The 21,575-nt window shown below is 37.7% G+C and carries 17 protein-coding genes and 3 other annotated features (1 of these 20 only partly in view); of the genes, 11 read left to right on the forward strand and 6 right to left on the reverse strand.

Features of this window, described 5'->3' with window-relative positions:
• Window positions 1-219: a binding site (T-box leader), on the forward strand (it extends 14 nt beyond the left edge of the window).
• A 120-nt stretch (window positions 220-339) separates the two neighbouring features.
• Window positions 340-2,754, forward strand: a complete 2,415-nt coding sequence (gene leuS, locus IGL48_RS02735) for a leucine--tRNA ligase (RefSeq protein ID WP_010824437.1) — start codon at window positions 340-342, stop codon at window positions 2,752-2,754.
• 55 nt (window positions 2,755-2,809) lie between these two features.
• On the opposite strand, the gene IGL48_RS02740 is transcribed toward leuS, so the two are convergent.
• From IGL48_RS02740 to IGL48_RS02760, 5 genes are all read right to left on the reverse strand, one after another.
• Window positions 2,810-3,034 (reverse strand): DUF3955 domain-containing protein, encoded by a 225-nt coding sequence (locus tag IGL48_RS02740; protein ID WP_002383054.1) that lies wholly within the window; start codon window positions 3,032-3,034, stop codon window positions 2,810-2,812.
• Window positions 3,035-3,130: 96 nt separating this feature from the next.
• Complete coding sequence (locus IGL48_RS02745; RefSeq protein ID WP_002355676.1) at window positions 3,131-3,574, reverse strand: hypothetical protein; 444 nt, start codon at window positions 3,572-3,574, stop codon at window positions 3,131-3,133.
• A 176-nt stretch (window positions 3,575-3,750) separates the two neighbouring features.
• Window positions 3,751-4,584, reverse strand: a complete 834-nt coding sequence (locus IGL48_RS02750; protein WP_430601656.1) for an amino acid ABC transporter substrate-binding protein — start codon at window positions 4,582-4,584, stop codon at window positions 3,751-3,753.
• 10 nt (window positions 4,585-4,594) lie between these two features.
• The gene (locus IGL48_RS02755) at window positions 4,595-5,230 is read right to left on the reverse strand and encodes an amino acid ABC transporter ATP-binding protein (protein WP_002355681.1); all 636 of its coding nucleotides are present in this window, start codon (window positions 5,228-5,230) and stop codon (window positions 4,595-4,597) included.
• A gap of 12 nt (window positions 5,231-5,242) precedes the next feature.
• Window positions 5,243-5,887: an amino acid ABC transporter permease gene (locus IGL48_RS02760; RefSeq protein WP_002383057.1), complete on the reverse strand. Its 645-nt coding sequence runs from the start codon at window positions 5,885-5,887 to the stop codon at window positions 5,243-5,245.
• Between the two features lie 54 nt (window positions 5,888-5,941).
• Window positions 5,942-6,184: a binding site (T-box leader), on the reverse strand.
• A gap of 155 nt (window positions 6,185-6,339) precedes the next feature.
• Window positions 6,340-6,572 (reverse strand) — a binding site (T-box leader).
• Window positions 6,573-6,719: 147 nt separating this feature from the next.
• Between IGL48_RS02760 and IGL48_RS02765 the strand changes: the two genes are divergently transcribed.
• The 6 genes from IGL48_RS02765 to IGL48_RS02790 all read left to right on the forward strand — a co-directional run bounded on the left by IGL48_RS02765 (window position 6,720) and on the right by IGL48_RS02790 (window position 14,879).
• A complete protein-coding gene (locus IGL48_RS02765; protein ID WP_010709260.1) occupies window positions 6,720-8,351 on the forward strand; it encodes a peptide ABC transporter substrate-binding protein in 1,632 nt (543 codons plus the stop codon).
• Between the two features lie 106 nt (window positions 8,352-8,457).
• Entirely contained in the window at window positions 8,458-8,706 is a 249-nt protein-coding gene (locus tag IGL48_RS02770) for a GlsB/YeaQ/YmgE family stress response membrane protein (RefSeq protein WP_002355684.1), read from the forward strand.
• 376 nt (window positions 8,707-9,082) lie between these two features.
• A complete protein-coding gene (locus IGL48_RS02775; protein ID WP_048949529.1) occupies window positions 9,083-10,822 on the forward strand; it encodes a DUF2264 domain-containing protein in 1,740 nt (579 codons plus the stop codon).
• 3 nt (window positions 10,823-10,825) lie between these two features.
• Complete coding sequence (locus tag IGL48_RS02780; protein ID WP_048949530.1) at window positions 10,826-11,653, forward strand: hypothetical protein; 828 nt, start codon at window positions 10,826-10,828, stop codon at window positions 11,651-11,653.
• A gap of 271 nt (window positions 11,654-11,924) precedes the next feature.
• Window positions 11,925-13,088 carry a glycoside hydrolase family 88 protein gene (locus IGL48_RS02785; protein WP_048949521.1) on the forward strand — a complete coding sequence of 388 codons (1,164 nt, stop codon included), beginning with the start codon at window positions 11,925-11,927 and terminating at the stop codon, window positions 13,086-13,088.
• A 12-nt stretch (window positions 13,089-13,100) separates the two neighbouring features.
• Window positions 13,101-14,879, forward strand: a complete 1,779-nt coding sequence (locus IGL48_RS02790; protein WP_048949520.1) for a glycoside hydrolase family 35 protein — start codon at window positions 13,101-13,103, stop codon at window positions 14,877-14,879.
• A 24-nt stretch (window positions 14,880-14,903) separates the two neighbouring features.
• Here IGL48_RS02790 and IGL48_RS02795 read toward each other — a convergent pair whose 3' ends face one another.
• A complete protein-coding gene (locus IGL48_RS02795; protein WP_002366233.1) occupies window positions 14,904-15,611 on the reverse strand; it encodes a GntR family transcriptional regulator in 708 nt (235 codons plus the stop codon).
• Window positions 15,612-15,871: 260 nt separating this feature from the next.
• On the opposite strand from IGL48_RS02795, the gene IGL48_RS02800 reads away from it, so the two are divergent.
• The 4 genes from IGL48_RS02800 to IGL48_RS02815 all read left to right on the forward strand — a co-directional run bounded on the left by IGL48_RS02800 (window position 15,872) and on the right by IGL48_RS02815 (window position 21,527).
• Window positions 15,872-16,765, forward strand: a complete 894-nt coding sequence (locus IGL48_RS02800) for a PTS mannose/fructose/sorbose transporter subunit IIAB (RefSeq protein WP_002383065.1) — start codon at window positions 15,872-15,874, stop codon at window positions 16,763-16,765.
• Window positions 16,766-16,813: 48 nt separating this feature from the next.
• On the forward strand, window positions 16,814-17,605 hold the full coding sequence (locus IGL48_RS02805; protein WP_002358771.1) for a PTS mannose/fructose/sorbose/N-acetylgalactosamine transporter subunit IIC: 792 nt from the start codon (window positions 16,814-16,816) through the stop codon (window positions 17,603-17,605).
• Window positions 17,598-18,398, forward strand: coding sequence for a PTS system mannose/fructose/sorbose family transporter subunit IID (locus tag IGL48_RS02810; RefSeq protein WP_002383066.1), 801 nt, complete (start codon window positions 17,598-17,600; stop codon window positions 18,396-18,398). The genes IGL48_RS02805 and IGL48_RS02810 overlap by 8 nt, the downstream gene beginning before the upstream one ends.
• A gap of 114 nt (window positions 18,399-18,512) precedes the next feature.
• Entirely contained in the window at window positions 18,513-21,527 is a 3,015-nt protein-coding gene (locus IGL48_RS02815; protein WP_010824440.1) for a polysaccharide lyase 8 family protein, read from the forward strand.
• Window positions 21,528-21,575: the final 48 nt, after the last annotated feature.

Raw genomic sequence — 21,575 nt, forward strand, 5'->3', positions numbered from 1 at the left:
AAGGAATAGTAGAAAGAACCATGTGATAGAGAGCGTATGGCTGGTGGAAATACGTACAGAAGCTTTTGAACTCGCCTTTAAGTTACTTTTTTGAACAAACCAAGTAGAAAAAGTCGGTGACGATCGTTAAGACGTTTGAGGTTAAGGTGACGGTGACTGACCGTTTCTTTGACGAATTTAGGTGGTACCACGTTGCATTTGTATGTTCACGTCCTATAGGAATTTTTCCTATAGGACTTTTTTTTATCACTAAGTGGCTAGTTTAAGTCAGAATAGTGACAATGGCTGCAGGTGGCAAATTGTAAGAATGAAAAATTTTATATTACTAGGAGGAATAACATGAGCTACAATCACAAAGAGATTGAGAAGAAATGGCAAAAATATTGGGCTAAGAACAATTGTTTCAATACATTGGACGACCCAAATAAAGAAAAATTTTATGCACTAGATATGTTTCCCTATCCATCTGGACAAGGCTTACACGTAGGTCACCCGGAAGGCTATACAGCAACCGATATTCTTTCACGTATGAAACGTGCGCAAGGCTATAATGTGTTGCATCCAATGGGCTGGGATGCGTTTGGTTTGCCAGCAGAGCAATATGCGTTAGATACAGGAAATGACCCAGCTGAATTTACTAAGAAAAATATCGAAACATTCCGTCGCCAAATTAATTCACTAGGATTCAGCTATGATTGGAATCGCGAAATTAATACCACTGATCCTGAATATTACAAATGGACACAATGGATATTTACAAAATTATATGAAAAAGGGTTAGCTTATGAAGCAGAAGTTGCAGTTAACTGGGTACCTGAACTAGGAACTGTTATTTCAAATGAAGAAGTCATTGATGGAAAAAGTGAACGTGGCGGTTATGATGTGGTTCGCCGACCAATGCGTCAATGGATGCTGAAAATTACTGCTTATGCAGATCGCTTATTAGAAGATTTAGAGCTTGTTGATTGGCCAGAAAGTATTAAAGATATGCAACGAAATTGGATTGGACGTTCTGAAGGAGCCAATGTGACCTTTAAAGTCGCTGGTACAGAAGAAAGTTTCACGGTGTTTACAACCCGTCCTGATACCTTGTTCGGTGCAACCTATACTGTTCTAGCTCCTGAACTAGAACTAGTGAAAAAAATTACGACATCTGAACAAACAGCAGCTGTAGAAGCATATATTGAAGAAACCTCAAAAAAATCTGATCTAAATAGAACGGATTTAGCAAAAGAAAAAACAGGTGTTTTCACAGGTGCGTATGCTATAAACCCGGTCAATGGCCAAGAAATTCCAATTTGGATTGGCGATTATGTTTTAGCAAGCTATGGCACAGGCGCAATCATGGCGGTCCCAGCGCATGATGAACGGGATTACGAATTTGCGAAAACATTTGGCATTGATATCCTACCAGTAATCGCAGGTGGCGACATTACAACAGAAGCCTATACAGGTGATGGACCGCATATCAATTCTGATTTCTTAAATGGATTAAACAAAGCAGAAGCCATCGCTAAAATGAATGAGTGGCTAGAAGAAAATCACGTAGGGAAAAAAGAAGTATCTTATCGTTTACGTGACTGGTTATTCTCTCGTCAACGCTACTGGGGTGAACCAATTCCTGTGATCCATTGGGAAGATGGAACAACCACAACGGTTCCTGAATCTGAGTTACCTCTACGTTTACCAGTAACCTCGGATATTCGCCCAAGTGGAACTGGGGAATCGCCATTAGCAAACATTGATGAATGGGTCAATGTCGTCGACCCTGAAACTGGCATGAAGGGAAAACGTGAAACGAATACTATGCCACAATGGGCTGGAAGCTCTTGGTATTACTTACGATTCATTGATCCTCATAATAAAAATGAAATTGCTGATTTTGAAAAATTAAAACGTTGGTTACCAGTTGATATCTATATTGGTGGTGCCGAACATGCGGTGTTGCATTTACTTTATGCTCGTTTTTGGCATAAATTCTTATATGATATTGGTGTGGTTCCTACCAAAGAACCTTTCCAAAAATTATACAACCAAGGTATGATTTTAGGAGAAAACAACGAAAAAATGTCTAAATCACGTGGCAATGTTGTAAATCCCGATGATGTGGTGGCTAAATATGGTGCGGATACGTTACGTCTTTATGAAATGTTCATGGGCCCATTAGATGCTTCCATTGCTTGGAATGAAAATGGCTTAGAAGGAAGTCGTAAATTCTTAGATCGCGTTTGGCGTCTGATTGTTGATGAAGAAGGCAAAATGCGTGACCGAATTACCACAATTAATGATGGCCGTTTAACGAAAGTTTATCACCAAACGGTTAAAAAAGTGACAGAAGATATGGCAAACTTGCACTTTAATACAGCGATTTCTCAATTAATGGTTTTTGTGAATGAAGCGAATAAAGTGGATGCCTTACCTTATGAATATGTGGAAGGATTTGTCCAATTACTTGCGCCAATCGCGCCACATATTGGTGAAGAACTATGGCAAATTTTAGGTAACGAGGAAAGTTTAACTTATGTCCCTTGGCCAACCTATGATGAAGCAGCCTTAGTAGAAGATGAAGTGGAAGTAGTTTTCCAAGTGAACGGAAAATTACGTGGCAAACAAAATGTCGCTCGTGGGTTAAGCAAAGAAGAATTAGAACAAATTGCAATGAACCATGAAGCTGTTAAAGAATTTATTGAAGGAAAAACAGTGCGCAAAGTGATTGCTGTTCCAGATAAATTAGTAAATATTGTTGCAAATTAAGTTTACATGTTTTTATTAAAAAAAGAGCCGGACGTGTCAAAACGTCCGGCTCTTTTTAAGGTTGTTTTGTTTTACCTTTTTGATTCATATGTTCTTTACATGTGATTGTTATAACTGAAAGCAAGGCAATGAAGAGAAAAAAGTAACCGAGCGGCGTACAGAAAAAGGCGGGTTCTTTTAAAAGTCCATCGCTAGATAATGTTGATCCAACTAAAATAGAGATCATAAATAATAAAAGACTAATCAAGCCAAGAAATAAGCTAATACGATATTTTTTCAACTTCAGTTCCTCCTTTAATGAACTATCACTAAGATAAATCAAAAAGGTTAACTTTTTTTTAGGCAACTGTTAAAACTTAGATAAGAAATCTATTTTCTAAGTTTGTCGTTGTTGGTAATTGGTTAAGATCATACGTGAAAAGGGACCGACAATCAGCAATTGATAAGGAAGGGCAACAATAAAGTTCAGGCCCCAAGCTTGGAAATACGCACTTAGTGACAACGTCTGGCCTTCCATTAATAAGCCAAATAAAGACATACAAGTCACCATGCCGATAATCATGAGACTCGAAATGGTCAGAATAAGTAATAGCCGTTTTTCTTTATTAAAGGGTAAAGAAAAAGCGATTTTCTTAGCTAAGACACCAACGATGAAAACGTCTAAAATAAAAGCAACGATAAATCCAGGAAGCAAACCTTTTGATAAGGCGTACAATGAAAATTCTCCGTGCAATAATAAATTATAGGTGCTCATTCCGAAAACCATCAGAAAGCACATTAACGTAGTAAAAAGCATTCCTTCTTTTTTATTAGTAGGCATTTTTTTCTCCTTTCATTTATTGAGAGTAATGATTGTTCTAGGCAGAAAAAGGACAAATTCTCTCGACTTTTACTAGTGTAGCAAAAATAAAAGTTCTTCATAAGTTAGAATTTGCTAAGAATTTGATTCAAATAAAAAGGTGTACTAAGTCAGCAGTACACCTTTTTATTCGTTATTTAGTTTATTTTTGTGTTATTTGTAACATCCTCTCCAAACCATTTTTGAGAAATTTTACTAAGGGTGCCATCTTTTCGTAACGTTTCAAAGGCAGTATTGATTTTTTTGACTAATTGATTGTCTGATTTGCGGACGCCCACAGCAAAATCTTCATTGTCATAGCCGACATGAGAAATAGTATAGTTTTTTAAATTATCTTCGTGGGAAAGATAGTAGTTGGCGTAGACGCGATCAATTAGGAGCCCATCAATTCGGCCAGATTTTAAATCTAAGAAAGCTTCATTAAAGCCGTCATATAAAATAGGTGTTTGGTCTTTAACAAATTTTTTCAAAACGTCAGGCTGACTTTCGAAGCCATCATAGCCAGAAGAGCCATTTTGAACCCCTAAAATTTTGCCTTGCATGTCGCTCGCTGTTGCAATGTTTTTTTCTTTTAAAGAAACAAGTACTTGGTCGTTCGTCATGTAAGGTTGTGTGAATTGAACTTTTTCGGCCCGCTCGCTCGTTTTAGTGTAGCCGTTCCAAATAAGATCAATGGTTTGATTTTGTAATTCTGTTTCTTTCATAGACCAATCAATCGGTTGGAAGTCAACGGAAATGCCATAAAGTTTAAAAACCGCTTTGGCTAAGTCGACATCAAAGCCGACAATTTTGCCTGATTTATCTTGAAAACCCATGGGCACAAAGGAGTCATCTAAGCCAATAATAATCCGTTTTTCTTCGTTAATCCGTGTCCATTGATCTTCGTTGCTTTTTCTTCTACCACAACCTGCAAATAGGAGTAAACTACAACAGATAACCAGCAAGGCTAAAGAATATTTCTTTTTCATCATAAACTCCTTTCTATTGGACGGGGGCAACCGTCAAAAGATTGTCTGCAATTTTTTCAGCGAAAGCCATATCGTGGGTCACGACAATCTGTGTCATGCCTTGTTTCCGTAAATCTAAAATAACTTCTTCCACTTGTTGGCGTAAAGCTGGATCTAGCGCGCTCGTTGGTTCATCGTACCCAAGAACTTTTGGCTTCATTGCTAAGGCACGAGCAAGTGCAACTCGTTGTTTTTGTCCACCGGAAAGTTGGTACGGATAGAGTTTTTCTTTACCAGCCAAGCCCAATTTTTCCAGTAATTCTAAAGCTTCTTGCTGACTTTTTGCTTTTTCTTCTTTTAGTACTAATGTAGGTGCTAAGGTAATGTTTTCTAAAACTGATAAGTGAGGGAAAAGTTGGAAATCCTGGAAAACGACCCCAACCACTTGATCGGCATTGTCCATTTCAGCAGGATTGAAAGGAACACCATCCAACAAAAGCTCACCAGAATCAATGGTTTCTAAACCAGCCAAACAACGAAGTAAAGTGGTTTTTCCGCCGCCTGAAGGACCAACAATCGTTAAAATTTTACCCTCTGGAATTTCTAAATTTAAGTGATCAATAATGGTCCGGTTGTCAAAATGTTTGGTTAAATTTTTAATAGTTAACATGGTAGAGTCCTCCTATTTATAATATTGATAGAATTTTTCAATTTTCTTAGAAGCAACAGTCAAAATTGCCGTAAAGAGTAAATAAATCACTCCCACTAAAGCTAATGGCACTAATGTAACATCGCGGCTCATCGCAATTTTACCAGCACGTAAAAGATCGCCTAAGCCAAGAACATAAATAAGAGAAGTATCCTTGACCAAATTGATAATTTCATTTCCTACGGAAGGCAGCACGATTTTAACAACTTGTGGCAAAATAATCCGCGTGACTGTTTGAAAACGTGTTAAACGTAAAACCTTAGCAGCTTCATATTGACCTTGGGGAATTGCTTGAATCCCCCCGCGGAAAATTTCAGCAAAGTACGCAGCATAATTTAAAATAAATGCGAATAAGGCCGCATCGTAACGTTCAAAGACAATACCAATTAATGGTAAGCCGTAAAAAACAAAAATTAATTGTAACAATAGCGGAGTGCCGCGCATTAACCAAATGTAGAGGTTAATTAAGTAACGTAAAGGTTTAAACGAACTTTGTAAAATAAAGGCAATGATGATCCCCAGTGGAATCGAGCCAAGGAGCGTAAAGAAAAAGACTTTCAGTGTCATGCCAGCTCCGCTAACTAAAGCAGGTAAAATTTCTAAAATATAATCCATCATTTTTTCCTCCAACAATTTTTATTAAAAAAACAAAAAAGCCTCTTGGCTGTGAGCCAAGAGGACGAATCGCATTCGTGGTGCCACCTCAATTTACTTATCTTTCACAAGATAAGCCTTATGTAGTTGCGTTGACAACTACTCTCTGTTAACGATAGAGTCACCGGTTTTTCTTACTAAAGGATTCAGAAAAACATCTTTTAGGTGTGAGTAAAGAAGAATCCATCTTTTTCTTTCAGCCAATGAAAAAGTCTCTGTAAAGGAAGAGCTAAATTACTATGTCCTAAGCCTTGATTGTAAGTATGAAATTGTTCGAACGGAACAGAAAACCTGTTGCTTTTCTAGCTTATCCCATTAAGCATATAGAAAAGAGGACAACAGACTTGAGCAGTTGAGGCACTCTCTCAGGTTGAAAAGCGCATCTAAAAAAACAAAAAAGTCCTTTGGCTGAATAGCCAAAGGACGAATAATCAATTATCGTGGTTCCACCTTAGTTTATTCGTGTTTCGCAACACGAACCTTATGAAGTTCATAACTTCGCCTGTTAACGAGTGGTCCCGGACTTTCCTACTAAGGGTTCAAAAAGTCAACTCCCAGATGTGGTTCGCTGTTTCTTTACGTCTTTTTCCACCAACCAAAGACTCTCTTCACTAAAGGAAACAGTTACTCTTCTGTTCTCTGTTTTTCAATACTTTACCACCAGAAAAAATATCTGTCAACTCTTATTATTAAAAAAATATTTTTCTTTCAAAAAGTAAGTGCTGAAAAAGGACAAATGTATGGAAAATCATGTAAAATGTAGGTAAGTTGTTTGAACAGAAGGAGGAGTTTTGGTATGAAACAGAAAAAGTGGTTAATCGGACTTGTTGCACTGGGCTTGGTTTTAGCAGCATGTGGAAGTGGCGGTTCGAAAACGACCTCAAACGAACCAGCTACACAGAAAATTAACGTCGCATCTGGTGGTGAACTCTCGACATTAGACAGCGCTCATTATACAGATGTCTATAGTTCCGATATGATTGGTCAAGTAGTTGAAGGCTTGTATCGACAAGATAAAAACGGAGATCCTGAGCTAGCTATGGCGAAAGCAGAGCCACAAGTTAGTGAAGACGGGTTAGTCTATACATTCAAGTTACGAGAAGCAAAATGGACAAACGGGGATCCAGTTAAAGCAGGGGATTTTGTAGTTGCGTTTAGAAACGTGGTCGATCCAGCATATGGTTCAAGTAGCAGTAATCAAATGGATATTTTTAAAAATGGGCGTGCGGTGCGGGAAGGACAAGCCACGATGGAAGAATTTGGTGTCAAAGCAATCGATGACCAGACACTAGAACTAACATTAGAAAATCCAATTCCTTATTTAGCCCAAGTCTTAGTTGGAACACCTTTTATGCCTAAAAATGAAGCCTTTGCCAAAGAAAAAGGTACTGCCTATGGGACTTCTGCAGATAATTTTGTTGGCAATGGACCGTTTGTAATTTCAGGTTGGGATGGCAATTCCGAAACTTGGAAATTGAAGAAGAATGATCATTATTGGGATAAAGAACACGTAAAATTGAATGAAATTGATGTTCAAGTAGTGAAAGAAATTGGCACAGGAGCCAATCTTTTTGATAATGGCGACTTAGATTACACTGTTTTAGCAGATACTTATGCACTTCAGTATAAAGAGTCAAAACAAGCGCATTTTGTGCCTAAAGCCATGGTGGGTTATTTAAGCCCAAATCATCGCCGTGAAATTACCGGCAACGAGCATGTTCGAAAAGCTTTTTTACAAGCGATTGACAAAGAAACTTTTGCAAAAGAAATTTTAGGAGATGGCTCGACAGCTTTAAATGGTTTTGTACCAGCTAATTTTGCAAAAAATCCAGACACAGGTGAAGATTTCCGTAAAGAAAATGGTGATTTATTGCCATATAATATTAAAGAAGCCCAAGCTAACTGGAACAAAGCGAAAGAAGAGTTGGGCAAAGATAAAATTGAATTGGAACTAATCTCAGCGGACTCAGCGATTGCCAAGAAAACCATTGAATTTGTTCAAGGGCAATTGCAACAAAATTTACCAGGTTTAACAATCAAATTAAAATCATTGCCTTTGCAAAATCGTTTGGATTTACAAACAGCAGGTAATTACGATTTAGCCTTTGGAACATGGACGCCTGATTATGCTGACCCCATTAACTTTTTAGAATTTTATGACTCAAAAAGTGGCTTAAATACTTCTGGTTATAACGATTCAGCGTATGATGCGGGTCTCCAAAAAGTTAGAAAAGATTACGCTAATGAACCTGAAAAACGCTGGAATGAATTACTAAGTTTAGAAAAAACATTAATTGAAAAAGATGCCGGTGTTTTACCCTTATTCCAAGGAGCCATTGGTTACTTGAAATCAGATCGCTTACAAGGTTTGCAAGTATTTTCTTTTGGTCGCACAGTATCCTATCGTTTAGCTTATGTAGAAGAATAAATTGACTTCTGAAAAGTCCTATCTTTTGAAAAAGTCTGCTTTCTGTTTTATCCTTAAAGTAGGAAAATTAACTAAAAAAATCAACTATGAAAGGTAGGTTTTTCAAATGTTTAGCTTTCTATGGGCATTAATTGTCGGAGGAATTATTGGCGCAATTGCTGGCGCAATTTTAGGAAAAGACGTGCCAGGTGGCATTATTGGAAATATTATCGTGGGCTTTTTAGGAAGTTGGGTAGCATCACTCTTGTTGCCTTCTTTAGGACCAGTCATCGGCGGTTTTCCAATTATCTCAGCGTTGCTAGGAGCGATTATCTGTATCGCTATTTACTCTTTTATTGTAAATCGCAAGGCGTAAAATTGTATTAAAATGATATCTTAAAGCATCATAAAACTTGTGAAGGTTGATCAAACCATTACTTTTGATGTCTTTTCTCTCATATTTTAAGTCTATGACAAAAATCTCTTTGGATTTTTGTCATAGACTCTTTTTTTAAAAAATATTTATTATGAGAATTTCCTGCGTTAGACTGCTTATTTTTCATTTATTATTCATTTTTGATAATGGAAGTTTTGTTGGATAAAGTGAATAGCTCAAGGCTCAACAAAAATAAAGAAAAAATTAATATGTTAAGTTTGGGGAAGGTGAAATGCTGCTCTCATAATATGCCGTTTTATTCATTAAACGATAGTTGAAAAAAATATGTGCCCTTGTTATTCTTTGAATTAAACTAATGGAGGCGAAAAGCATGGAATCGTTAAAAAGTAATCTTTTTTTGACCAGAGAAGCATATTTGGAAGCTTTTGAAACAATCATGACACCTTTAAAAACGGCTATTTTAACATCAGAAAAACCTGGCGTGAATTTCGGGTCCAGTGGTGCTGTCTATGATCAGCAACATGCTGAAATGGAAGCGCTCATTCGACCATTATGGGGAATTGGACCGTATTGGGTTACTTGTAAAGATGATGTTTTAAGAGATGCTTATGTGGAAAAATTAATCGCAGGAACTGATCCGTCATCCCCAGACTATTGGGGCGATATTGTTGATTATGATCAATATATTGTGGAAGCAGCAGCATTATCTTTAACTTTATTGCTTCATAAGACATATTTTTGGTCCTGTTTTTCTGAGAAACAGCAAGAAAATATCATGGTTTGGTTAAATAAGGCACTTGGTTGTAAAATTCCTAAAAATAATTGGACGTTTTTCAAAGTGCTCATTCGTTTGGCACTCGAGGGATGTGGACAAGTGATTAACCAAGCGGAACTAGAGGAAGAATTGGCGTTGATTGAACGCATGTATTTAGGTGATGGTTGGTATATGGATGGTAAAACTACGCAAAGAGATTATTATATTTCGTTTGCTTTTCATTATTATAGTTTGATTTATGTCAAATTTATGCGAGAAAGAGATCCTGTTCGTGCGAAACGTTTTACAGAACGAGCCGTTATGTTCGCGCAGGACTATCTGTACTATTTTGATGAGGAAGGCGAAGCGTTACCTTACGGACGTAGTCAAACGTATCGGTTTGCTCAAGGAGCGTTTTTCGCAGCTTTGATATTTGCAGAAGTAGAGGCGTTACCTTGGGGACAAATAAAAACGCTGTTAGCAAAACATTTACACTGTTGGATGCAACAGACTATTTTCACTTATGATGGTCGGTTGTCCATTGGCTATCATTACGAAAATTTAGTAATGGCAGAAGGCTATAACGCACCAGGCTCTCCGTATTGGGCTTTTAAAACATTTTTGTTGCTCGCAGTGGATCAAGACCATCCGTTTTGGCGTGCTGAACCGCTGGCGATAAAACGAGAAGAAAAGCGTTTGATAGAAAAGGGAAACATGTTATTAATCCATCCTAAAATGAAAACGCATGTCCTCGGCTATCCTGCAGGACTATGGCTTGAAAATCAAGCGCATGCCGCGGCTAAATATAGTAAATTTGTCTATTCTAGCCGCTTTGGTTTTAGCGTTCCCAAAGCTGGTGCGCGTTATGAGGAGGGGGCTTTTGACAACGTATTGGCTGTTTCTCGTGATGGTGAATATTTTCGTGTTAAAGGGAAAGTTCATGATTTTTATTTAACAGAGGAGCAAGTTTATTATAAATGGCTACCATTTCAAGAAGTAGAAATTGAAACAACCATTTATCCTTTTGGAGAATGGCATGTTAGAGTACATGAAATAGTGACATCGGTTCCATTAAAAGTGCGCGAAGGAGGATTCAGTCTACCGTTACTTGGAAAATTTTCAGAAAAAGAACTTGGTAAAGAGTGGGCTAGAGTCGATTCAGGAGAATTGTGTTCGCAAATAGTTACAATTGAAGGGTATGACCACGCAGGTATTCTTCAACCTGAACCCAATACATCGTTGTTTTTCCCAAGAACAAGTTTACCTTATTTGCAAAAAGAGCTACCAATAGGAACGCATCGCCTGATTTGTTTGGTAGGTGGTGTGACAAGGGAGGAATAAAAAATGATAAAAATCGAATTGAAAAATAAAGACAATCAGATTATTACTGGCCGAATCGATCACGAGAAGCCAGAAGCGCCATTCATGGCGGAGGGAGACACGTTAGCGGTATTAGCAATTAAACAGTACCTTTATCAAATTGGAGATAAAATTGTAGTGACTTATACAGGGGCTACCCCTTATTTGATGGTTCAATTAGATGAAACTTTGGCTCCTTCATTGATTTATCTAAAAGAAAAAGTTTGGGAATATCAAATTCCATTAGAAGAATCTGCTCGAAAAGCTTTTGTTGATACGGCCTTTCATTCAGCAAGGCACCAAATAATGGTTCGACAAGCGCACACGTTTGAAAAAGACAATTATCAAAATCTTTCTATGAATACACATGACCAAAAAGAATATTCAGGAGCCTATCCTCATGCGTATGCAAACGTTGAAACGAGAGACGATGCTGTTTTCTTTGCGAAAAATGCTATTGATTCTAAGTTTGGTAACCTTTCTCATGGCTCGTATCCATTTGCTTCTTGGGGAATTAACCAACAAAAGGAGGCACAGTTAACGATTGACTTTGGCAGACCTGTAGAAACGGACTGGATCCGCTTGCTATTTCGGGCGGATTACCCACATGATAGCTATTGGGAGGAAGTCACTTTAGCCTTTTCAGATGGAGAGGAACGAGTAGTTGCCACAACGAATACCGCTTGTTTTCAAGAAATAAAGTTCCCAATGAAAACAACACAAACTTTGACATTAAAATGCTTACGAAAAGCGCTGGACTCTTCTCCATTTCCAGCGTTGACCCAAATTGAAGTATTCGGTCGGAATAAATAACAAGAGGTCGGGACAGAACCGTTTAGCTCCGAGAAATAAGAAGAAATTTCCGAAAATTGATCTTTGATTTTTGGAGAATTTCGGCTTATTTCCGAAGGAGTTGGTTCTGTTCCCGCCGTTTATCAGTTTTTGAGCGTGGAGCAAAAATCCAAAGTGATTTTTGTCCCACGCTCTTGTTTTTAAGAGAAATAATCAAGAAAGGTCGCTTTTTATTTTCTTTTACGTTATAATACAATAAGTTAATATGTTAACAAGTTAAGGAGTGGTGGAGATGTGTAGTCAAGAAAATAAACAAAGACTGATCTCTCTAGGAGAAAATGTCACAGATGAATGGATTCAAACGCAATTAAATGAATGCGTTTCAAAAATTGCTAAAAATATGCAGCGTTTCGGAACACAGTTTCCTTCAGCTTGTGCTACGAATGGTCGATATCGTCTCAAAGCTAACGATGATTGGACCAATGGCTTTTGGACAGGCATGCTTTGGCTGGCATATGAGTGGTCTCACCAAGAAAAATTTCGTTTACTGGCAATGGAAAATATTGACAGCTTTAAACAACGATTAGAGGAGCATTTTGTTTTGGACCACCATGACATTGGTTTTTTATATAGTCTATCGGCGGGTGCTGGGTATAAAATTACCGGTGATGAGCGCTGTAAACAAGAAGTGCTAGCTGCCGCTGAAGTATTGTCAGCACGATTCCAAGAAAATGGCTCCTTCATCCAAGCGTGGGGCCATTATGGTGATCCCAAAGAATATCGATTAATTATCGACTCATTAATGAATTTACCGCTTTTATTTGAAGCAACTAAATTATCTGGAAATAGGGTTTATGAGGAAATTGCCTCACGTCACTATCATACGTTAATGAAAACGGTGATTAAATCCGATGCGACAACTTATCATACCTATTATTTTGATCCAGAAACAGGCAAATCAAAACATGGAGCTACGCATCAAGGACATAGTGATACTTCCATTTGGGCACGAGGCCAAAGTTGGGCAATTTTAGGGATTCCCCTAAACGAAACATTTCTCCATTCCCAACCATTTCCAGAAATGTATCCACAAATAGTGGAGGTTTTTCTAGCTCATTTGCCAGCAGATTTAATTCCCTATTGGGATTTTGATTTTAATGACCAAATGCCATCTGACAAAGATAGCTCGGCACTGGCAATTGCGGCATGTGGTTTATTGGAAGCAGACAAACTACAGGCTTTTCCTCAAGCAAAAGAGCTTGCCAAAGGAATGATTTATCAATTAGGAGAATATTATCGTACGAAAAATGATTCCGAAAATGAAGGACTGCTACTCCATGGTGTTTACGCACATGCAGAAGGAAAAGGGATTGATGAACCCAACTTATGGGGCGATTATTTTTACATGGAAGCCTTAATGCGTTTAGCAAAACCATCATGGCAAAGATACTGGTAAAGGGGAAAAATGATGCAAACGTTTGAGATTAAAGAAGACTTTTTATTAAATGGACAACCAATAAAAATTATTAGCGGGGCGATTCATTACTTTCGAATGACACCTAGACAATGGGAAGATAGCCTCTATAATCTGAAAGCTTTAGGAGCTAATACAGTAGAAACCTACATTCCTTGGAATATTCATGAACCAGAAGAAGGCGTATACGATTTTGAAGGAATGAAAAACATTGAAGCATTTGTCCGCTTGGCAGAAAAACTGAATTTACTAGTTATTCTGCGTCCTTCGGCTTATATTTGTGCAGAATGGGAGTTTGGTGGCTTACCAGCATGGCTTTTGAAAGAAAAAGGTGTGCGATTACGTTCGACAGATCCTATTTTTATGACTAAAGTTCGTAACTATTTTCAAGTATTATTGCCTAAACTAGCACCGCTGCAGATAACACAAGGTGGACCAGTGATCATGATGCAGGTTGAAAATGAATATGGGTCCTATGGCATGGAGAAAGCGTACTTGCGACAAACCAAGCAGATAATGGAAGAACTGGGGATTGAGGTTCCTCTTTTTACATCTGATGGCGCTTGGGAAGAGGTTCTGGATGCGGGGACGTTAATTGAAGAGGATGTTTTTGTGACAGGAAATTTTGGCAGTCATTCGAAAGAAAATGCTGCTGTTTTGAAAAAATTTATGACTCGTCATGGTAAAAAATGCCCATTGATGTGCATGGAATACTGGGATGGGTGGTTCAATCGTTGGGGCGAACCAGTGATTCAGCGAGAAGGTACCGACTTGGCGAAAGAAGTAAAAGATATGCTGGCAGTGGGTTCTTTAAATCTCTATATGTTTCATGGAGGAACAAATTTCGGCTTTTATAACGGGTGTTCGGCGCGAGGTGCAAAAGATTTACCTCAAGTCACTAGCTATGATTATGATGCTTTATTAACAGAAGCAGGAGAACCAACAGAAAAATATTATGCCGTTCAAAAAGCAATTAAAGAAGTATGTCCAGAAGTTTGGCAAGCACAACCACGCACGAAAAAACTGGGGAATTTAGGAAGCTTTCCAGTAACTGCTAGCGTATCCTTATTCGCAGTAAAAGATCAAATGATGACACCGAAGACCACCGCGTATCCATTAAGTATGGAAGAAGCTGGCTCAGGCTATGGCTACTTGCTTTATTCGTTTGATTTAAAAAATTATCATCATGAAAATAAACTAAAAGTGGTCGAGGCCAGTGATCGTTTACACATTTATGTAGATGGAGATTTAGCTGCTACCCAATATCAAGAGACAGTGGGAGAAGAGCTACTGATTTCAGGGCAAACTGAAAAAGACACACTTGCGTTAGATATCTTAGTGGAAAATTTAGGTCGCGTTAATTATGGCTTTAAATTAAATAATCCGACACAAAGTAAAGGAATTCGAGGTGGAGTGATGCAAGACATTCATTTTCATCAAGGCTATCAACACTATCCCTTAACTTTTTCACAAGAGCAATTAGCCAAGATTGATTACACAGCTGGAAAAAATCCATTGCAGCCTTCATTTTATCAAGTAACATTTGAATTAGAACAGCTAGCAGACACGTATATTGACTGTCGAGGCTACGGCAAAGGATTCATTGTGGTCAATGGTCATCATCTAGGTCGTTATTGGGAAATAGGACCCATTCATTCGCTGTATTGTCCCAAAGAATTTTTACAGCAAGGACAAAATGAAGTAGTAATTTTTGAAACAGAAGGAATTAACATTGAGTACTTGAAATTTACGAATCAAGTAATCATAGATTAAAAAAATAGAAGTAGAAGCTGAAATTTATTCGGCTTCTACTTCTATTTTGGTTTTGAAATATTTCCAATGTTTATAACTAATAATATATTCAGCAACACTACCATCTGCGAGATAGGAATGTTTAACTTGTTTAACAGCGGGTTCACGAAAACTTAATTGAAGTAAATTCAATAACTCAGCATCTTCGGGAAAGACAATTTCATTTGTTTCTACAGAAGCCAACGAGAAGAGGTCTACTGAAAAATCTTTACGGACTCGTTCATACACACTTGCATAAGCTGTGAGGTCCTTTGAGAGCGGCTCTTTAACAAGCTTTTTGGGAAGATGTGTGATATGTACGAGAAAGGGTGTATCTTCAGAATAGCGTACACGCTTGATTCTATAATAAGAAGCGTTAGCTGGTAAGCCTAATTCCTTTAAAATTTCGGCTTGATTTTCTTCTTCAATTGAAAGGACTTTAACTTTTTCAGAGTCTAAAGAATGCAACTCGATATCAGAAAATTTTACATTTTGAGAAACTTTTGATTTCGAAACAAAGGTCCCTTTTCCTTGGATACGATACAAGTAACCTGCACTGGTCAGCTCATTCAGTGCTTTGACAGCTGTGATAGAGCTAACAGCATATTTTCGTTTAATATCGGCTTCAGAATAAAATTTATCACCAGGAATAAAGGTATGATTTTTTATTTCACGTAAAAGGTCTTGTTTAATTTGTTCATATTTAGGTAACATGCGATTGCCTCCATTCTAGTAATCGAATGAATTAAGCATAACATGTTAACTAGCCTTTAGCAAACACTTTGAAAAAGAGGAAAGACAATTTTTATTTAAAGAATTCAAAAAAATAAATTCAATATATTAAGATATTAGGTTTACGGATAACTTAGTATGTGTTATAGTAAGTTCGTAGAGAACATAACATGTTAAGTAGGGTCACCTACATCTAGGGAGGGAAATTCGTGGAAAACATTGTATTAATTAGTCATGGTAGCATGGCTGAAGGCGTCAAAGTTAGCTTAGAAATGATCGTTGGTCGGCAAGAACACGTGCATACAGTCTCATTACGACCAGATAGTGACAATCTTCAATTTGAGAAAGAGCTAAATGAAAAAATGAAAGCCCTTAACGGTACGACACTGATTATTGCTGATTTACTAGGAGGAACGCCATGTAACGTGGCAACTAAGAATTATTTGAACGTTGACGGAGTGGAAATTATTGCAGGGATGACACTCTCTGTTGTGATTGAAGCAGTGGTTAATCAACAGGCTTCGATTAAAGAATTAGTTTGTTTAGCACAAGAAAATATTGTTGATGTAAAGGCTGGAATGAATCAAGCAGAACAAGAGATTTCAGAAGCCAGCAAAGAAAAAGAATTAAGTAACTATAGTCAATATGCTGGAAAAGAAAATATTGTAAACACACGGATTGATGAACGGTTAATTCATGGACAAGTAGCGGGAATTTGGTCGACAAGTCTTAGTACACAGCGAATAATTGTAGCCAATGATGAGGCGGCTACAGATCCTTTACAAAAATCATCTTTGAGAATGGCAGCGCCTTCTTCGATGCGTTTATCTGTTCTTGGAGTAGAAGCTGCCGCTAAAAATATTCAATCAGGAAAATATGGTAAACAGCGTTTATTTTTATTATTTAAAAATCCGAAAGATGTGCTCCGCTTTATCGAAGCGCAAGGACCTATCAAAACTGTAAATGTTGGGAATATGAGTTACAAAGAAGGAGCACGCGAAGTAACAAAAAGTATTCAAGTTTTACCAGAAGAAGAACAAATTTTTGAAACAATCGCTTCAAAAGGCGTCACGGTGACAGCCCAATTAGTTCCAAACGATCCAGTCGTTGATTTTATGAAAAAATTACGCGGCTAAAACAGTCAGACTAAGAAAGAATATTTTTAAATTTAGGAGGAAATTTCAATGCATTTAGCAGCGTATCAAATTATTTTAATTACTATTTATGCGTTTATTGCTATTAATGACTCACTTATTTCAAATACGTTGACGCAACCAGCTATTGCTGGAATGATTTCTGGAATGATTATGGGAGATTTAAAAACTGGTTTAATGGTTGGCGGCACTCTTCAATTAATGCGTTTAGGAATTGCTGCTTTTGGTGGAGCATCGGTACCTGATTATTTCACAGGGGCTGTTTTAGGAACCGCTTTCGCTGTAATCTCTGGAAAAGGAGCGGAGTATGGTATTGGCTTAGCTGTTCCTGTTTCTCTGTTGATGTTGCAACTAGATGTAGTGGCCCGTTTTTGTAATGTCTTTTTACTTCATAGTGTCGATAAAGCGATTGATAAGATGCAAGTAAAACGGATTCCACGCTTAGTTTTATCTGGTTCTGTTCTATGGGGACTGTCTCGTGCCATTCCGATTTTATTAATGTTATTAGCGGGGGATGCTGTAGTAACAACGATTACCGATAACATGCCAGAATGGCTAATGACGGGCTTAAAAACAGCTGGAGGGGTATTACCTGTTGTCGGTGTAGGAATTTTATTACGTTACTTGCCAACGAAGCAATATATCCCCTATTTACTATTAGGCTTTTTCTTAGCGGCTTATTTAAAAGTTCCAATGTTAGGTGTTTCGATAGTTGGGATGGTAGCAGCGATGCTTGTATTTAAACGTGATGGGGCAAAAAGCACGACGCAAGCAACAACAGGAAATGGTGATTTTGAAGGAGGATATGACGGCGATGAGTAAGCATAAACTGACAAAAAAAGAATTAAATGCAATTAGCTGGCGTTATATTTTAGGAAGCCAATTAAACTGGAACTATGAACGTATGATGAGTTCAGGATATTTATACGGCATCTTACCTGTTTTAAAAAAATTCTATGGTCATGATGAAGCACAATTTCAAGATATGATGCGCACACACAATCAATTTTTTAACACCAATGCTATTTTTGGGAATTTAATTATGGGGATTGATGTTGCGATTGAAGAGCAAGATGGCTATAAAGCGAAAGAAACAATTATTGCGCTAAAAACAGCTCTGATGGGTTCTTTGGCAGGCGTTGGAGACTCTTTATTCCACGTTATTTGGGGGACGATTTTCGGCTCTGTTGCAGGGACACTGGCTCAAAATGGTTCGGTGGTGGGCTGTGTTATTTGGATTATTGCAAATATTGCACTATTGTTTGGTCGGGCCGCGCTCTTACCACTTGGTTATAAGCAAGGGGTCAAACTAGTGACGACCTTAAAAGACAAGTTATCTGCCTTTACGAATGCAGCAACTGTTCTTGGTGTGACTGTGATTGGTGCCTTAATTCCTTCAGTTATCAAGGCGACAGTTCCTTTTGTTTATAAAAAGAACGGGGTCGAATTAGTTATTCAAGATACGTTAGATGCGATTTTGCCTTCCTTAGTTCCAATCTTACTTGTTCTTTTGACTTATTGGATGTTAGGTCAAAAGAAACTAAATTCCACACGAGTGATTTGGATTATTTTAATTTTATCGATTGTTTTGAGTGCCTTTGGTATTTTGGCGTAAAAAGTATATTAAGTGATTTTCAGAGAGTCGGAGAGTGTAGAAAGTATTTTTCTTCACTCTTTTTCTCTAATTTGGATGTAAGCGTTTTACAATAATTTTTTAGGAGGAGAAAGAATGAAAAACAGGAAAATATGGTTAATGCTGGTCGGACTGTTTACTGCTTTGACGAGCGGATTTATGGGAACCACTCTTACTTTTGCAGAAGAAAACGAAGCGAGCCAAACGATTGAGCAACCCTCTTACATTTCAGATTTCCCCAATCAAGTTGGAAATTGGCAAGATTTGGTGGGAACAGCAGAAAAAAAGAATGATTCTGCTGGTTTATGGATCGCAAACACGAAGCAAGGGGCAAACCTCGAATCTGTCTCTATCAATCTTGATGCACGCGAACAATCTTCAGGAGATCTTGAACTAACCTTTTTATATGAAGGGCAAAGTAACTTCGGATTGGTTTTTCGCGGAGATAAACAAAAGACGAGTCAATGGCAATCTTTTGCTTATAATCGTGACGGCCGCTGGCAATTAGGACAACCAGGCGGTAAATGGCTAACTAATATTCCGGGACCAACATTACTAAGTGGCCAACAATATAAACTGCTGGTTCGCTATGATGGGAAAAAAATTCAGACATTCCTGAATGATCAATTATTTTATGAAAATGAAGAGGTTCATTATCCTGATGGTACGTCCATTAATGATGACTGGACGGGTGCTGTAGGAATTAGACTATTTGGTAATCTTTCAAAGCTGAATATCATTTCTATGAAAAGTGGCTCCGTTGGTAGCATTCCTGTTATCGATTCATCTGCAGAGTACCGAGAATTAAAAGAAAAATGGCGAAATCAGCTTGTTTCAAAAGAATATGATTCAACTAACCAAGCGCTTGTAGACTACGTCCAAAAAATCTCCAATGAAGCAACAGAACTCGATCAAACGATGAATAAAGAGCCGAACCGCAACTATTTATGGCCACTAGAGCCTGGCAATACGCCATCGGCTGATTTAACGACTCAATTTACCAAATTGCAAAAATTAGCGTTAGCCTATGGAACGAAGGGGAGTACGCTTTACCAAGATGACAAATTGGCAGCAACCATTATTGATGGCTTAGATTTTATGGTAACGCAAAAAGGATATGATGGGAAAAAGTACCACGGAAATTGGTGGGACTGGCAAATTGGTGTGCCACAGAAGTTTCTTAATATTCTAATGATTTTAGAGGATAAAGTTTCTCCGGAAAAGCAACAAATCTATACAAATGCGCTGAGCAGTTATGTCCCAGATCCGTTTAAACAGTTGTATACAAAACCACAAGGAACGTTTGTGGATTTAGCTTTTATCCCAAATTTTGTGACATCAGGAGCGAACCGAACGGACTTAGCTTTAACTGTTTTGGGGTTAGGAATTTTACAAAAGGATAGCGGGAAAATTAACCAAGCATCCAGTAGTATCGTCGATGTATTTAAATTAGTCACAAAAGGTGATGGTTTTTACCAAGATGGTTCTTTTATCCAGCACAATAACATTCCTTATACAGGTTCGTATGGCAATGTTTTGGTGAAAGGGGTTGGACAAATTTTGGCCATTACAGCAGATTCATCTTTTCAAATGGATGCAACTCTTGTGACAGAATTTGTTGAAAATGTTGATCGTGCCTTTTTTCCTTTGATTTATAAAGGTGAAATGCTACCAACTGTGAATGGCCGTTCCATCTCAAGAGCCCCAGCAGTTGGAAAAACAGGCTATGGCTCAACTACCATGTATAATTTATTAATTGTGGCTAAATTTGCCCCTAATAATTATCAAAAGAAATTTCAAGAAGCCGTTAAATATTGGATGAAGGAGAACCCAGATTATTATTTGACAAATGCTCGTGATTTTAATGATTTACAGATGACTATGCAACTTTTAACTAATCCAGAAATTACGGGAGGGCAACTTCCTTTTACAGGCACGAAACTTTATGCTTCGATGGATCGATTTGTCCAACGAACACCTAGTTATATGTTTGGGCTAGGCTTGTATTCAAAGCGCACTGCATCTTTTGAAGCAGGGAATAAAGAAAATAAACGTGGCTGGCACACTGGTGACGGAATGATGTACGTATATAATGATGACGAGGTTCAATTTAATTCCAGCTATTGGCCAACTGTAGATCCCTATCGATTACCAGGAACAACGGTAGATACCATTTCTTTGGCAGATGAAGTTTCAGCATTTACAACAATCACATCGAAAGAGCAATGGGTTGGTGGAGTAACGTCAGACAATCAGGCAGTAGTAGGAATGGCTCTTAATAAAGACGGGACCAAAAATAATGGGAAACTTTTACCTATGAACCTACAAGCTAAAAAATCTTGGTTTGTATTAAATGGGCAAATTATCGCATTAGGCGCAGGAATTAAAGGAGATACAGAGGCTTCGATTGAGACAGTTGTTGATAATCGTTTGTTAAATGATGCGTATCAGTATCAAGTGCTATCAAATATTGGGGAGATTCATGAGAAAAATGAAACGAGTAAAAAACAATGGTTATTACTAAAGTCGGATCATTCCAATGCTAATATGGGTTATTATTTTCCAGAAGAAACAACGGTTAATGTTAAAAGTGAAACTAGAAAAGGAACCTATAAAGCAATTAATGAAGCATTTCCAAGTGATAAAGAATATGTAGGTGATTATCGAACATTTACGATTCAACATGGTCAACACCCAACGAACGAGCATTATGCTTATGTAGTTTTACCAGGAATCGATGAAACTGATTTAAAAACATATGCGGCCAAAAAAACAGTAGAAGTTCTCTCAAATACAGAAGAAATTCAAGCAGTTAAGCAAGAAGAAGAAGGCTATCTTGGGGTTAACATTTGGTCAGAAACTGGCGGTACAATAGCAGGGATTACCTCAAATAAAGCTATTTCTTTAATGAGAAAGACACAACAACACCAAAAAACGTATACTTTCTCTGATCCCACACAAACAACTAAGACACTGACTTTAAAAATACCAAAAGATTACAGCACAGTAATTAGTCAAAGTGACGGAATCACTTATGATGATGCAACAGAAACCTTTACTATTAATTTTGAAAATGCCGCAGGAAGTAGTAAACAAATTATTGTAGAATAACTCAAAGAAATTAAAGTAGCCTCAAATTCCGATTAAAACTGGAATTTG

The organism is Enterococcus sp. DIV1090, from assembly GCF_050537975.1.
Classification (GTDB): Bacteria; Bacillota; Bacilli; order Lactobacillales; family Enterococcaceae; genus Enterococcus; species Enterococcus faecalis.